We start from the raw sequence: 14,827 nt of genomic DNA, 5'->3' as shown, positions 1-14,827 counted from the left end.
GCAATGATTCGACTCCGTAACGTGCTGTTCATCCTGCTAAGCGTGCTTTCGCTGGCTGGCGCTGCTCGCGCCGATGCGCCAGTGGTGACCTGGCCGCAAGGCTGGCAGGTCGAAGACGTGCCTGAATCGGCGTCGGGGGTCAGTCGCCAGCGGGCGGTGAAAAATGATCAGGATGGATCGCCGCTCATGGTGATGGAACTGACCATGAGCCCGGTGCAAAGCGATCACCAGGTAAACCTCGAAGGCGTACTGCTGGAAATGCGCAAGTCGGTTCAAAAAGACTTCTTTCAGGGCGGATATCAAAGTGTCTGCACGCGCATTCATTCGACTACGTTGAGTCGATTGGCCGCGCTGGAAACAACCTGCACCATCACGCAAAACGGCAGGCATGTGCTTTCTCAAACATTGGTGGCCGCGGTGGATGCCGATAAGGCCTATGTTCTTTCCTACGCAGGGCAGGCCGAGGCTTATAAGGCAAGCCAGGATGAAATAGACGCTGCCCGTAACAGCTTGAAACTTTAGTAAGCGGCAGTGCTTTTTCGGTGCATGAAAAATATTTTAGATATCCAAATGGATTAAGCACAAAGTTGATGGCAGTTAGTAATTGTCGGATGCCGGCCCCGGGCATTTAGATAGCCCATGAAAAAGCCCTGCATAAGCAGGGCTTTTTTGTCGCCGCGAGAGTTAGCCGCGCAACCAGGAATCAACGGTGGCTGCACCGTACTGTTCTTTCCAGGCTTTCAGGCCGCGGTGGTTGCCGCCCTTGGTTTCAATCAGCTCGCCGGTGTGCGGGTTCTGATAAACCTTGACCACACGGGCGCGGCGGGTTTTAGGGGCGGCTGCCTGCAGCAGGCCGGATTTTGCCGGGTTGGGATCGAGAATGGCGATGATGTCGCGCAGGCTCTTGCCATAGGTTTTCATCAAGCCCTGGAGCTTCTCTTCGAATTCGATTTCTTTCTTGAGCCCGGCATCGTTCTTCAGGGATTCCAACTGCTTGAGCTGTTCTTGAAGGGCCTTTTCGGCTGCACGAAATTCAGCGAGTCTGGACAATATCTTTACTCCAATAGTGTGTTTGGTTGATGCCAACCGCAAACAAAGCTATAAGCCAAGAGCCTTGAAGCGACTCGGTGATAGTGGCTCACCTGCCAATTTAGCGCAGGCATCAAAAATTGTAGTAGTTAATTGACCAAGAGTAAATCCTGTCTTTTTCTTCATGTAACGTCAGAAGTGTTTTGATTCAAATTGGTGCGGGTAATCGTTTGTTTTAGCGATTGAATTCGCGAGTTAATGGTCGCTTAATGCACTAATGAATTCCACGCCGGGCATGGGTTTGCCGAACAGATAACCTTGCAGGAAGTTGACCTGGTGAGCGCTCAGGTAATCACTCTGTTCGCGGGTTTCGACACCTTCGGCCACCAGGGCAAGGTCGAGTTTGACCGCCAGTTCGATGATGCTGTCGAGGATGTGGCTCGACAGTGTGTCGACGCCGATCGTGGCGACAAAACTCTGGTCGATTTTCAGAAAATCGACATTGAACTGCCGCAGGTAGCCAAGGCTTGAGTGGCCGGTGCCGAAGTCGTCGATGGCGATTTTCACGCCCAGTTCGCGAAGTCGTTCGAACAGTTGCAGGGTGATGGCCGTGGGCTCGATCAATTCACGCTCGGTCAGTTCCAGTACCAGATGGATCGAGCCTGGCTCGAACGCATCGAGAAACTCGCGGCAATCCTTGACCAGTTCCAGGTCCTGGCAATGGCTGGCGGTGATGTTGATGCCAATGTGAAACGGCTTGTTGAAGCTGGCCGATTGCGGTGCGAGCAGGGCGGCGGTTTGTCGCATCAGTGAGCGGGTCATCGGCACGATCAGCCCGGAGTGCTCTGCAAACGGAATGAACAGATCCGGACGCACCAGGCCTTCCTTTGGATGTTGCCAGCGCATCAGCACTTCAGCGCCGGACCAGCTTTTGCTGTCGCCATGCACCACGGGCTGGAAATACGGAATGAACTCTGAAGCTTCCAGTGCCCGCTGCATTTCCTGGGTAGGTGCCGAGGAGCGCTTTTGCAGGACGTGACCAATAGCCCCGGCAATCACACCGAAGAAAATCAGCAGACTGAGCAGCGGCGGATATTCGCTGCGTATGTATCGCCAGGTTTCGCCTTTGGGAAAACCGGCTTCCACGGCAAAAGCATAGCGCCCGGAGCTCAAGCGACTTTGCGCAACGGGCAGGTCAGGCGCAGTGCCGGTATGAACCTTGCCATCGGCGGATATCCAGTCCGGGCCAACTTGCAGCACCAGCAAGGTATTGCGACCGATCAGGCGCAGGGTATTAATCAAGTGATAACCATCGAGGGTCGACAGTGCGCCTTTTTTTCCTTCGCTCAGCCGGTACACCAGCACGGCGGTGTTGGGCGTTACCTGATTGCCGCTCAAGAGCCATAAGGCGCCCTGGGTGTAGTCACCGGGGTTGACCTTCTCCTGGTAGTCGCCGAACAGAGAGCTGCAATAGAGGTTGTTGTCCCACACCAGATTGGTTGAACGCACGAAGGGGCGGCGAGTGACCTGCTCGCGCAGCGCCAGTGTGACTTCACCGCAACTCTGGCCTGCCAGCGGCAGCAATTCACGAGCAGCCTGGGCGTTGTTGTCGAGCATCAGGTCGAACTGACGAATCGCTTCTTCGGCGGTTTGTTCGGCGTCTTGTTTGAGCGCACGCCCGGCTTGCATGTAAAGAATGGCGGCCCCCAGCAGCACCGGGAGCAAGCCACTGATCAGAGTGACGGCAATTCTTGTGCTGCGACTGCGGGTTTTGGCTTTCAGCGGCATTCGCGAGTCCTGTCACGAAGATGTAAGGCTCTCAATTGATGGCGGGGCAAAACGCCTCCCATGAAGAGTTCGGGTATGGGCCATGATAGTTGGCCGTTGGCGGTTATGCCGCTCAACGCAAATCAAGGCTTTCGGCCAGCCTGATAAAGGCCAGCGTCGCGGGTGATGCCTGGCGTCGATCGAGCACCGCCAGGCCGACCTGGCGCAACACCGCCGGCGACAGCGGTTTTTTCACGCAGCGGCGGTCAATCTGATTAGGCAATGAACCTTCGGCAACCACCGTCACCCCGTCGCCACGAGCGACGACATCCAGGGTGCTGATCAACTGCGAGCAACGATAACGGATATTGGGCGTCAGTCGGGCCACTGTGAACAGACGTGAAACCAGCTCCGAAGAGCCGGCCTCGGTCAGCACGAACGGGAAGTCGCACAGATCCTTCAGGCTCAGGCTGTCGTGAACCGCCAGCGGATGGTCGGCGGGCAGCAGCGCGACCATCTGGTCTTCGATCAGCGCAACCGTGTCGAAACGCTCCTCGGGCAATACCACAAAGCCAATGTCGATCCGTCGTTCCTCCAGCCACTGGAGTACCTGACGGTCGGGGCCCTCGTCGATATGCACCTCGATGCCGGGATGGGCGGCGCGGTACTGCTGCAGAATCAACGGCAGCAATTTGATCGATGAAGTCGGGCCGAAGGAGCCGATTCGCAGCGTGCCGCGTTTCATGCCCCTGGCATCGGCCGCTTCCTGGCGCAGGGTGTTGGCCAGGCCGAGCATCGCCCGGGCGCGCAGCAACAACTGCTGGCCAATGTCGCTCAGTTCGACCTGAGATTGATGCCGGCGCAGCAGTTCGACACCCAACTCCAACTCCAGAGACTTCAAGGCATGGGACACCGCCGATTGGGAAATACCCAGGCGATTGGCCGCTGCCGTGAAGCCGTGGAGTTCGGCCACGAGGGAGAAAACCTCCAGTTGAGTGAGGGTCATGAGTGTTTGCTCATTTTACGATGACTGGGTATTAACCGAATGATACGGCATCTCTCCGACATCCGGTCCTGGAATCTATGACGATCTGCGAGCAAAGCCTGTCAAAACCATCGGATCTTCCGGTGTATCTGAAACTGGCGGCGGTCACCATGGTGTGGGGTGGCACCTTCGTTGCCGGACGCTATCTGGCCGCTGGCCTCAGCCCACTACTGGCTGCCAGCCTGCGGTTTCTGCTGGCCAGCGTGGCGTTGCTGCTGTTTATACGCATGGCACGCACACCGCTGGTCCGACCCAGCCCCCGGCAATGGCTGCAATTGTCATTGCTTGGCTTTTTCGGGATATTTTTTTACAACCTGTGCTTCTTTTATGGCCTGCATTACATCAACGCTTCACGGGCATCCTTGATCGTGGCGCTGAATCCGGCGGTGATCGGCCTGGCTTCCTGGTTGCTGTTCAAGGAGCGTTTGAATCGGGCGAAAGTCGTCGGCATTGCGATCTGCGTGGCGGGCGCGAGCATGGTGATCGTCAGTCGCGACCCGCAACTACTGGCCGGCGGTGCCGATGTCTGGCTCGGCGATTTGCTGATTTTCGGCTGCGTCCTCGGCTGGGGTGTCTACTCGCTGTTCTCCAAAGAGCTGAATCACACCCTGGGCCCGGTGCAAACGGTGACCTATTCGATCCTGCTGGGCACCGTCATGCTCTGGATGACCTGCATCGTGCGCGGCGAGGTGAGTGTCGTCGCGATCGCCCAGCTGGGTGCGCAGCAATGGTTGAGCCTTTTGTACCTGGGCGTGCTGGGGTCGGCGCTGGCGTACATCGGATACTACGACGGCATTCGCAAAATCGGCGCGACCCGTTCCGGGGTGTTCATTGCCTTGAACCCGTTGACGGCGGTGATCCTTGGCGCGCTGCTGCTGGATGAGCCGCTGACGCTGGCCATGTGCCTGGGTGGCGGGCTGATACTGGCGGGGATTTTCCTCTGCAACAAACCGCTTGCGCGGGCATGGAAAAAGGGGATTTGATACAGAAGGCGGACAAACTGATTTACGCTGTGTAGAATCGGGTTACGCATACAATAATAATCGTCTTCTGGCAGCAGAAGCCTCGCCCGCAAGAGCCTTGGGTCGAAAATGAAGATATTTGGGTTTCAACTGATCTACGGTGACTTTCTCGCCCGCAGTGTGCGGGGCATCTCCTGTGCGCCACCCACCGGTCTCAGCATTGCTTACAACTAACCTTTGTTAATTGATAAAAAAATGATGAGGCGCCGACCATGGCAGATTTATACGAAAACCCAATGGGCCTGATGGGCTTTGAATTCATCGAGCTCGCATCGCCGACCCCGAACACCCTGGAGCCGATCTTCGAGATCATGGGCTTCACCAAGGTGGCGACCCACCGTTCCAAGGACGTGCACCTGTATCGCCAGGGCGCGATCAACCTGATCCTCAACAACGAACCCCACAGCGTGGCTTCGTATTTCGCGGCCGAGCATGGTCCGTCGGTGTGCGGCATGGCGTTTCGCGTCAAGGATTCGCAAAAAGCCTACAAGCGTGCCCTGGAACTCGGCGCCCAGCCGATCCACATCGAAACCGGCCCGATGGAACTGAACCTGCCGGCGATCAAAGGCATCGGCGGCGCACCGCTGTACCTGATCGATCGTTTCGGCGAAGGCAGCTCGATCTATGACATCGACTTCGTGTTCATCGAAGGCGTCGACCGCCATCCGGTCGGTGCCGGCCTGAAGATCATCGATCACCTGACCCACAACGTGTATCGCGGTCGCATGGCCTACTGGGCCAACTTCTACGAGAAGCTGTTCAACTTCCGCGAAATCCGCTACTTCGACATTAAGGGCGAATACACCGGCCTGACCTCCAAGGCCATGACCGCACCCGATGGCATGATCCGTATCCCGCTGAACGAAGAGTCGTCCAAGGGCGCCGGGCAGATCGAAGAGTTCCTGATGCAGTTCAACGGCGAGGGCATCCAGCACGTTGCGTTCCTGTCCGATGACCTGATCAAGACCTGGGACCACCTGAAAAGCATCGGCATGCGCTTCATGACCGCGCCGCCGGAGACCTATTACGAAATGCTCGAAGGCCGTCTGCCGAACCACGGCGAGCCGGTGGACCAACTGCAGGCACGGGGCATTTTGCTGGACGGTTCGTCCGAGTCGGGCGACAAGCGTCTGCTGCTGCAGATCTTCTCGGAAACCCTGATGGGGCCGGTGTTCTTCGAGTTCATCCAGCGCAAGGGCGACGACGGTTTCGGCGAAGGCAACTTCAAGGCGCTGTTCGAATCCATCGAGCGTGACCAGGTGCGTCGTGGTGTTCTCTCCACCGACTAAGCCGTTACACCGATAAAACTGTGGGAGCGGGCTTGCTCGCGAAGGCGTCGTATCAGGCTACTTGAATAGTGACTGACACACCGCATTCGCGAGCAAGCCCGCTCCCACATTTTGTTTTGCGTGTGCTTAAGGTCTGCGCTGCCGGACCAGATGCTTGAACCCTTCAAACACCAGCACCAGCACGGCCATCCAGATCGGGATGTAGGTCAGCCATTCCCCGGCCTTGATGCTTTCTCCCAGCAGCAACGCCACGCCCAGCAACAACACCGGTTCGACATAGCTCAACAAGCCGAACAGGCTGAATGGCAGCAGGCGACTGGCAATGATGTAGACCACCAGGGCCGATGCGCTGATCACGCCGAGCATCGGGATCAGCAGCGATAACCATGGATGCTGTTCAAACACACCAAAACCTTGCGCGCCGCTCTGGACGAACCAGATCGCCACCGGCAGCGTCAATGCCATGTCCAGCCACAAGCCACCGAGGTTGTCCGCCGCCAGTCGTTTGCGCAGGACGAAGTAGGCCGGATAACCCACGCAGACCAGCAAGGTCGCCCAGGAAAAACCACCGACCTGATACACCTCGTTGACCACCCCCAGGCAGGCGAACACCACCGCGACTTTTTGCAGATAGGACAGGCGCTCGCCGTAGGCCAGGCGACCGGTCAAGACCATGGTCAGCGGCAGCAGGAAATAGCCGAGTGATACGTCGAGGCTGTAGCCGTTCAACGGTGCCCACATGAACAGCCACAATTGCACGCCGAGCAGGGCAGAGGAGGCGATCAGCGCGCCCATCAGTTTCGGATTGGCCATGGCGCGCCGAACGATCTCCAGCACGCGCTTCCACTCCCCGGACACCACCATGAACACGGTCATGCACGGGACGGTCAGCAGCATGCGCCAACCGAAGATTTCCACGCCGCTCAAGGGGCTGAGCAGCGATGTGTAGTAGTACATGACGGCAAACAGCACCGAGGCTGAAACCGATAGAGCGATACCTTTAGACAAGCTGTCCTCGCGAGGTTGAAGGTGAAACGGGGGGCGGAGGATACGTGGTTTTTGTGCTGAATATTGTCCGAATGATCAATATTTCCAACATCCCCTGTAGGAGCGAGCCTGCTCGCGATGAACGACCAGACACCGCGGGCAGGCAGGCTCCCCGCGTTATCGTTGACCACCATCGCGAGCAAGCTCGCTCCTACAGGGGTTTATGTTTCTTCAGTTAAGCGGTCTGCGGCCCGATACAAAGTGGCTCACATCATTGAACCCCGGTGTCGACGCGTGTCCCGGTGTCACCAGCGAATCGATGAACGCCTCATCCTCTGCCGTGATCTTCACTGCCTGCGCCTTAGTGTAGGCGTCCCACTGCGCTTCGGTACGCGGCCCGACAATGGCTGAGGTGACGGCGCTGTTGTTCAGCACCCAGGCGATCGCGAACTCGACGATGCCGACGCCGCGTTCCTGAGTGTATTGCTGGATTTGCTGGGCGATGCGCAGGGATTCGACGCGCCATTCGGTTTCCAGGATGCGTTTGTCCTGGCGTCCGGCACGGCTGTTGGCATCAGGTTTTACATCCGGTGCGTATTTGCCGCTGAGCACGCCGCGCGCCAGCGGGCTGTAGGGCACCACGCCAAGCCCGTAGCTTTGCGCCGCCGTGATCTGCTCGGTTTCAGCCTGGCGGTTGACGATGTTATACAGCGGCTGGCTGATCACCGGCCGGTCAACGCCCAGTTTGTCGGCGACGCGAATGACTTCGGCGATGCGCCAGCCACGGTAGTTGGACAGGCCCCAGTAACGGATTTTCCCTTGGCGGATCAAGTCACCGATGGCCGATACCGTGACCTCCAGCGGCGTATTGTGGTCTTCGCGGTGCAGGTAATAGATGTCGAGGTAGTCGGTGCCCAGGCGCGTCAGGCTGGCATCGATGCCATTGAACAGGTGCTTGCGGCTCAGGCCGCTGCGGTTGGGAACACCGTCCACGGGACCGAAGCCGACCTTGGTGGCCAGCACCCATTCATGGCGGCGGCTGGCGATGGCCTCGCCGACGATTTCCTCGGAACGGCCGTTGGTGTAGACGTCGGCGGTGTCGATGAAATTGATGCCCTGGTCCCAGGCCTTGTCGATGATCCGCAGGGAATCTTCGGTGCTGGTCTGTTCGCCGAACATCATGGTGCCCAGGGTCAGGGTGGACACCTGCAGACCCGAATGACCCAGCGTGCGGTAGCTCATGAGCAAATCCTTTTACCAGTGGGAAAGGCTCAATCAGATACCAGAACAGTCGCATGGATCAAACAGAAATATCGAACACCGCAGATCGAATGTGGGAGCGGGCTTGCTCGCGAAAGCGCAGTGCCAGTCAACATATATGTCGTCTGATACACCGCATTCGCGAGCAAGCCCGCTCCCACAGGGGATTTGTGTTGATCAGGTGCGCAGGGTTCGGGTCATGCGCAACGCCAGCAAGCTGCCGCAGACAATCACACCCGCCAGCAGGTACAGCGCCGCATCGGTCGAGCCGGTGCTGTCCTTGACCCAACCCACCAGGTACGGGCTGAGGAAACCGGCCATCTGCCCCATCGAGTTGATCAGCGCCAGGCCACCGGCGGCAGCGCCGGCACTCAGCAGGGCAGTCGGCACCGGCCAGAACATTGGCAGGCCGGTGAGGGCGCCCATGGTGGCGATGGTCAGACCAAGAATCGCGATGGCCGGGTTGGCGGCGAAGTTCACCGCGATCAGCAGCCCCAGCGCCCCCATCAGCATCGGCACCACCAAATGCCAGCGGCGTTCTTTGCGCAGGTCGGCTGAACGGCCGACCATTAGCATGAATACGGCGGCGAGCAGATACGGAATCGCGCTCAACCAGCCGATCACCAGGTTATCGCTGAAGCCCAGGTTCTTGATGATCGACGGCAGCCAGAAGTTGATCGCATAGACGCCACTCTGGATGCAGAAATAGATCAGGCCGAAGGCCCAGATCGCCGGGTTCTTGAACACCGCCAGCAGCGAATCGGTCGTGGTTTTCGGTTTGTTGGCCAGATCTTGCGCGTGGTCGGCTTCGAGTACCGAGCGCTCGAATGGCGTGAGCCACTTGGCATTGGCGTAGCTGTCGCTGAGCAGGAAGTAAGCCAGCGCACCCAGGATGACGGTGGGAATGCCTTGCAGCAGGAACATCCACTGCCAGCCGGCGAGACCGCCCTGGCCGGCGGCGAAGTGGTTGAGAATCCACCCGGAGAACGGGCTGCCGAGCAGGCCGGATACCGGGATCGCCGACATGAACAAGGCCATGATGCGGCCACGGCGGAAGGTCGGGAACCACTGCGAGAGGTACAGCACCACGCCCGGGAAGAACCCGGCTTCGGCCGCGCCGGTGAACAGGCGCAGGGTATAGAACTCGGTCGGTGTGGAGACGAACAGCAGGCAGGTCGACAGGGTGCCCCAGGCAATCATCATCAGCGCGATCCAGCGCCGCGGGCCGAATTTGGTCAGGGCCAGGTTGCTTGGCACGCCGCACAGCACGTAACCGATAAAGAAGATGCCGGCGCCGAGGCCGTACACGGTTTCGCTGAACTTCAGCGCGTCGAGCATTTGCAGTTTGGCAAATCCAACGTTTACCCGGTCGAGGTAGTTGAACAGGTAGCAGATGAAAATGAAGGGGATCAAACGCAGGGTGATGCGCTTGTAGACGGCGTTTTTATCGTCAGCGATGGCCTGGGACGCTACGGCGCTCTGTGTCATGGCGGCTCTCTCTTTATTATGATTTTTTGCGATGCAAAGGGTAACGTTGATCGCCCAGAGAGTCTCGACCACCCTCAGGGTGGCTGTCTTTGTGCCTGAGCACAGGGTTTGCAACCAAGGCCTGTGCGGGTGAACAACCCGTTCCATCACTGTCTTCAAGGATCACTTGCATGTTCGAACTCGATCACGACCTGGCCCAGGACATCGTCGACCGGGCGATGGCTATCCTGCCGTACAACGTCAACGTCATGGACAGCCAGGGCTTGATCCTGGGCAGCGGCGAACCGGAGCGGGTCAACACCCGGCATGAAGGCGCGCAACTGGTATTGGCCAATGGCCGGGTGGTGGAGATCGATGCGCAGACGGCGATTCATCTCAAGGGCGTACAACCGGGCATCAACCTGCCATTGATGCTCGACCAGCGCTTGATCGGCGTGCTGGGCATCACCGGCGAACCCGAGCAACTGCGCACCTACGCCGAGCTGGTGCGCATGACCGCCGAAATGCTGGTGGGCCAGCGCAACCAGCAGGCCGAACAGCAATGGCGGCGCCAGCGCTGCGATGACTTGCTGGCGCTGCTGCTGAGCGAAGCCGGGGATTCTCCACGACTGGTCGATGAAGCGCAGCAGTTGGGCCTCAAACCACAAATGACTCGAGTGCCGTACTTGTTCGAACTGGGCCTGGAGCACGCACCAGGACAAACCGTCGAGGCACTGAGTGCCTGGTTGACGAGCCGTCATCCGGACAGTTGGTGCGTGAGCTCGGCCAAAACCTCGTTGCTCTGGTGCCGGCCGGCCAGCCAGTCGGTCGAGAACGAGCGCTTGCTGGACAAACTCGACGGCCTGGGCTGGAACATCCTGCGCATTGCCGTGGGTGGGCAGGCCGATGGACTTTCCGGATTGCGTCGCTGCTATCGCCGGGTCGGTGACTTGCTGGCCTACGGGCGCGAAGTGCTGCCGCGCTCCCGATTGCTGACGCTCAACCGCTATCGGCTGCCGGTGATGCTCTGGCGCCACCGCAACGACGACGCCCTCGACGAATTGCTCAATCCGCTGCGCAAGGTCATTGCCAAAGACAGCAACGGCCAGTTGCTGGCCACCCTGCGCAGTTGGTGCGAACACGACGGCCAGAGCCAGGCCTGCGCCGATGCACTGGGCATCCATCGCAACAGCCTGCGGTATCGCATGGAGCGGATTGCCGAACTCAGCGGAGTTGATCCACTGCGTCTCGATGGCATGCTCGCGTTGTATCTGGGGGTGCAACTGCTGCCCGAGTCAGACTCAATTTCGTGAGCGACAAAAATCCCCCTGTAGGAGCGAGCTTGCTCGCGAAAAACCAGAGGACGCCACGGTAAGTCTGATTTCCCGCGTCATCGTTATCCTCCATCGCGACCAAGCTCGCTCCTACAGGTGAAACGTCTGCCTCGGGTTTTGTGGAAATGAACAATAATCCTCAACACCGCTTGTGCAGCGGCCCGGCGTTATTGTTCATGGCGGCTGGCAGCATGTGGGCATTGGAACTGGAGAATTCCCATGAAAATCGTGATCGCCCCCGATTCGTTCAAGGACAGCCTCAGCGCTCAAGGCGTGGCCGATGCCATTGCATTGGGATTGGCGCAGGTCTGGCCTGATGCCCAACTGATCAAATGCCCGATGGCCGACGGCGGGGAAGGGACTGTCGAGTCGATCCTGGCCGCGTGCGAAGGCCAGCAGTGCCGCACCCTGGTTCGCGGGCCGCTGGGGGCCACGGTGGAAGCCGCCTGGGGCTGGTTGCCCCAGAGCCACACCGCAATCATCGAAATGGCCGAAGCCAGCGGTTTGCAGTTGGTCCCGGTGGCGCAACGGGATGCGTGCATCAGCAGTACCTTCGGTACCGGGCAATTGATCCGCGCCGCGCTGGATGCCGGTGCACAACGGGTGATCCTGGCGATTGGCGGCAGTGCGACCAATGACGGCGGCGCCGGTGCCATGCAGGCCTTGGGCGTGAGATTGCTCGACGCTCAGGGGCAGACGCTGTCACCGGGCGGCCTCGCCCTTGGGCAGTTGGCCCGCGTCGATCTGAGCGAGATTGATCCGCGCCTGGCCCAGGTGCGCTTCGACATCGCCGCCGACGTCAACAACCCGCTATGCGGCCCCCACGGTGCCTCCGCGATTTTCGGCCCGCAAAAAGGCGCTTCGCCCGTGCAGGTCGAGCAACTGGACCGCGCCCTGGGGCACTTTGCCGACCATTGCGCGCAAGCCTTGAACAACGACGTGCGCGACGAGCCGGGCAGTGGCGCGGCGGGCGGCCTGGGGTTTGCCGCCAAGGCGTTCCTCGGTGCGCAATTTACGGCCGGGGTCGAGGTGGTTGCCGAACTGGTGGGGCTGGCCGACGCCGTTGCAGGCGCCGATCTGGTGATCACCGGTGAAGGGCGTTTCGATGCGCAAACCCTGCGCGGCAAGACGCCGTTTGGCGTGGCGCGGGTCGCCCGGGAACACGGCGTGCCGGTCATTGTCATCGCTGGCACGTTGGGCGAGGGCTATCAGGCACTGTACGAGCACGGTATCGACGCCGCGTTTGCCCTGGCGAGCGGGCCGATGTCCCTGGAGCAGGCTTGTGCCGAAGCGCCGCGCTTGTTGCGTGAGCGGGCGACCGATGTGGCGCGGGTTTGGCAGCTGGCTGCTCGTACAACGCCGCCCCCCCTGTAGGAGCGAGCTTGCTCGCGATGGTCGTGAACGGTAACGCGCCCAGTCAGACACCCCGCGACATTCTCTGGTTTTTCGCGAGCAAGCTCACTCCTACAGGATTCCCGTTATTCAGGCGGATCAATCTGATCCAGCACCCGGTTCGCCGTGATCTCCGCCAGCATCACGCTGTTGGAAATCCCCAGCAGCGCATTGCGCGATCCGCCGTCCAGATGATCCACCAACTGGTGAACCATCACGTCGACTGAGGCCAGCGTTTCCACCAGGTAAACCATTAGGGTTTCGGTCGTGGCTTCTGGGTTCACGGTGAACAGTGTGCCGGGAGTACGCGGCGTGGCTTTGATATCGGCGATCGAGGGGAAGTGAAAGGCGAGGGCGCGTTCGGCGGCTTCGTTGAGTTTTTTTGAATCGGGCTCGTACGGGGAAACCGGATCGGTGCCCGGCGGGTTTGGTGTGACCTTGAACATCAACTAGATCCTTATATGGAGTGCCATCCCTTTTGCTGCTAAACGAAAGAGGAGGCAGCTGTATGCAGGTTAGCAGACCGGGGATCTAGTAAACCGGCGCGCCCGAAGGCGTCCTGCGCACAGCTACCATCGAGTGCAGACATGGGAATGCCTGACTGATAGCGCCTATGCACTTCACTAGAAAACCACCGGGCGACTAAACCCGATCACTGATGAGCAGTGACGCGAATCAAGTTACCGATGGCCCCCCAGGCGCACAAGCCGGCGGATTCTGGCGTAAGCGTAGGCAACGGCGCAAGGTCCTGTGGCTTTCATGAAGTAACCTTAAACACCATTAAACACGCGCTCGCGAGGTGCCGTGTTGCGCGATTTGAGATAGGGTTGTGGCCAGGAATACGCGCGACAGGAGAACGCCATGCGCTACTCAGCCTTGACCCAACGAATCGCCGGTGACGGAGCGGCGGCCTGGCAGATTCACGATCGAGCGCTGGCGCTGCGCGAGCAGGGTGTCGATGTCTTGCTGCTATCGATCGGCGACCCGGATTTCGACACCCCGCAACCCATCGTCCAGGCCGCGATTGGCAGTTTGCTGGCCGGCGACACGCACTACCCGGCGGTGCGCGGCAGCCAAGGCCTGCGCGACAGCATCGCCCGCCATCATCGCCGGCGCAGCGGCCAGGCCGTGGATGCGCAGCACGTGATCGTATTCCCCGGGGCGCAGTGCGCGGTGTATTCGGTTGCTCAATGCCTGCTCGACCCGGGGGACGAAGTGCTCGTCGCCGAGCCGATGTACGTGACCTACGAAGGCGTGTTCGGTGCCTGCGGGGCGAAAGTGGTGCCGGTGCCGGTGCGCTCGCAGAACGGCTTTCGGGTCGATCCGGCCGATGTCGCGGCACTGATCACGCCGAACACCCGCGCGATGTTGCTCAACAGCCCGAACAACCCCTCCGGCGCCAGCCTGCCGCTGACGGCCTGGAAAGCGCTGGCCGCATTGTGCATTCGCCATGACCTGTGGTTGATCAGCGACGAGGTGTACAGCGAGCTGCTGTTCGAGGGCGAGCACATCAGCCCCGCGAGTTTGCCGGGCATGGCCGAACGCACGGCGACGATCAACAGCCTGTCGAAATCCCACGCCATGAGTGGCTGGCGGGTGGGTTGGGTGATCGGGCCGCAATCGCTGTGTGAACATTTGGTGAATCTGTCGTTGTGCATGCTGTTCGGTATTCCGGATTTCATCCAGAACGCCGCGCAATTGGCGCTGGATGAAAACCTGCCGCACGTGGCGCAGATGCGTGAGGAATATCGCCAGCGTCGCGACCTGGTGTGCGCCAGTTTGAATCTGTGCCCTGGCATCCAGGCGATTCGCCCCGATGGCGGCATGTTCGTGATGGTCGACGTGCGCCAGACCGGGTTGTCCGCCCAGCATTTTGCCGAGCGGCTGCTGGACGGTTATGGCGTGTCGGTGCTGGCCGGCGAAGCCTTCGGGCCGAGTGCTGCGGGGCACATTCGCATCGGCCTTGTGGTGGATCGGCCGAAGCTGGCAGACGCCTGCCGACGTATCGTGATGTGTGTGACGAACATGCTTGAAGGGCGGCGGGCCTGATTGTTTCGTCGCGCTCTTGAGCTCTTCTTCACCGTTTTGAACCCTGCGCCCCCCATCCTTCCTGCGCAGGGAATCGGTACCCACCTGTCAACTTTGACAGTATCGCTTTTCTTTTCATGAGCGTTTAATCCGCCCAAGGTCAGTTTGGCTTGCTGCGCTGGACCATTTTTTGGCTTGCCCGCAACG

The 14,827-nt window shown here is 59.8% G+C and carries 13 protein-coding genes; 6 read left to right on the top strand and 7 right to left on the bottom strand.

Annotated features, from left to right (window positions below; translation table 11 throughout):
- The first annotated feature begins 3 nt into the window (after window positions 1-3).
- A complete protein-coding gene (locus KGA98_RS14705; RefSeq protein ID WP_150814066.1) occupies window positions 4-522 on the top strand; it encodes a DUF4946 domain-containing protein in 519 nt (172 codons plus the stop codon).
- A gap of 162 nt (window positions 523-684) precedes the next feature.
- Here KGA98_RS14705 and KGA98_RS14700 read toward each other — a convergent pair whose 3' ends face one another.
- The 3 genes from KGA98_RS14700 to KGA98_RS14690 all read right to left on the bottom strand — a co-directional run bounded on the left by KGA98_RS14700 (window position 685) and on the right by KGA98_RS14690 (window position 3,802).
- Window positions 685-1,050 (bottom strand): histone-like nucleoid-structuring protein, MvaT/MvaU family, encoded by a 366-nt coding sequence (locus KGA98_RS14700; protein WP_008051761.1) that lies wholly within the window; start codon window positions 1,048-1,050, stop codon window positions 685-687.
- 234 nt (window positions 1,051-1,284) lie between these two features.
- Window positions 1,285-2,817 carry an EAL domain-containing protein gene (locus tag KGA98_RS14695; RefSeq protein ID WP_223502666.1) on the bottom strand — a complete coding sequence of 511 codons (1,533 nt, stop codon included), beginning with the start codon at window positions 2,815-2,817 and terminating at the stop codon, window positions 1,285-1,287.
- Window positions 2,818-2,929: 112 nt separating this feature from the next.
- A complete protein-coding gene (locus KGA98_RS14690) occupies window positions 2,930-3,802 on the bottom strand; it encodes a LysR family transcriptional regulator (RefSeq protein ID WP_223502665.1) in 873 nt (290 codons plus the stop codon).
- 77 nt (window positions 3,803-3,879) lie between these two features.
- Between KGA98_RS14690 and KGA98_RS14685 the strand changes: the two genes are divergently transcribed.
- Together KGA98_RS14685 and hppD are read left to right on the top strand one after the other, a co-directional pair.
- Complete coding sequence (locus tag KGA98_RS14685) at window positions 3,880-4,824, top strand: DMT family transporter (protein WP_223502664.1); 945 nt, start codon at window positions 3,880-3,882, stop codon at window positions 4,822-4,824.
- Window positions 4,825-5,075: 251 nt separating this feature from the next.
- Entirely contained in the window at window positions 5,076-6,152 is a 1,077-nt protein-coding gene (gene hppD / locus KGA98_RS14680; RefSeq protein ID WP_057714671.1) for a 4-hydroxyphenylpyruvate dioxygenase, read from the top strand.
- A gap of 126 nt (window positions 6,153-6,278) precedes the next feature.
- Here the strand turns inward: hppD and rarD are convergent, their stop codons facing one another.
- The 3 genes from rarD to KGA98_RS14665 all read right to left on the bottom strand — a co-directional run bounded on the left by rarD (window position 6,279) and on the right by KGA98_RS14665 (window position 9,887).
- Window positions 6,279-7,160 carry an EamA family transporter RarD gene (gene rarD / locus KGA98_RS14675; protein ID WP_150814059.1) on the bottom strand — a complete coding sequence of 294 codons (882 nt, stop codon included), beginning with the start codon at window positions 7,158-7,160 and terminating at the stop codon, window positions 6,279-6,281.
- Window positions 7,161-7,370: 210 nt separating this feature from the next.
- Entirely contained in the window at window positions 7,371-8,381 is a 1,011-nt protein-coding gene (locus KGA98_RS14670; RefSeq protein WP_150814057.1) for an aldo/keto reductase, read from the bottom strand.
- Window positions 8,382-8,576: 195 nt separating this feature from the next.
- Entirely contained in the window at window positions 8,577-9,887 is a 1,311-nt protein-coding gene (locus KGA98_RS14665; protein ID WP_223502663.1) for an MFS transporter, read from the bottom strand.
- A gap of 170 nt (window positions 9,888-10,057) precedes the next feature.
- Here KGA98_RS14665 and KGA98_RS14660 point away from each other — a divergent pair, with 170 nt between their 5' ends.
- Window positions 10,058-11,179: a sugar diacid recognition domain-containing protein gene (locus KGA98_RS14660; RefSeq protein WP_223502662.1), complete on the top strand. Its 1,122-nt coding sequence runs from the start codon at window positions 10,058-10,060 to the stop codon at window positions 11,177-11,179.
- 240 nt (window positions 11,180-11,419) lie between these two features.
- Window positions 11,420-12,574, top strand: a complete 1,155-nt coding sequence (locus KGA98_RS14655; protein WP_223502661.1) for a glycerate kinase — start codon at window positions 11,420-11,422, stop codon at window positions 12,572-12,574.
- A gap of 104 nt (window positions 12,575-12,678) precedes the next feature.
- On the opposite strand, the gene KGA98_RS14650 is transcribed toward KGA98_RS14655, so the two are convergent.
- Complete coding sequence (locus KGA98_RS14650; RefSeq protein WP_223502660.1) at window positions 12,679-13,038, bottom strand: DUF6124 family protein; 360 nt, start codon at window positions 13,036-13,038, stop codon at window positions 12,679-12,681.
- A 415-nt stretch (window positions 13,039-13,453) separates the two neighbouring features.
- Between KGA98_RS14650 and KGA98_RS14645 the strand changes: the two genes are divergently transcribed.
- Entirely contained in the window at window positions 13,454-14,641 is a 1,188-nt protein-coding gene (locus KGA98_RS14645) for a pyridoxal phosphate-dependent aminotransferase (protein WP_057714678.1), read from the top strand.
- Window positions 14,642-14,827: the final 186 nt, after the last annotated feature.

It is taken from the genome of Pseudomonas sp. BF-R-24 (genome assembly GCF_019947335.1).
Taxonomy (GTDB): Bacteria; Pseudomonadota; Gammaproteobacteria; order Pseudomonadales; family Pseudomonadaceae; genus Aquipseudomonas; species Aquipseudomonas jessenii.
Note: the sequence above shows the minus strand (reverse complement) of the source record. Positions and strands in the feature narration are given on the sequence as shown.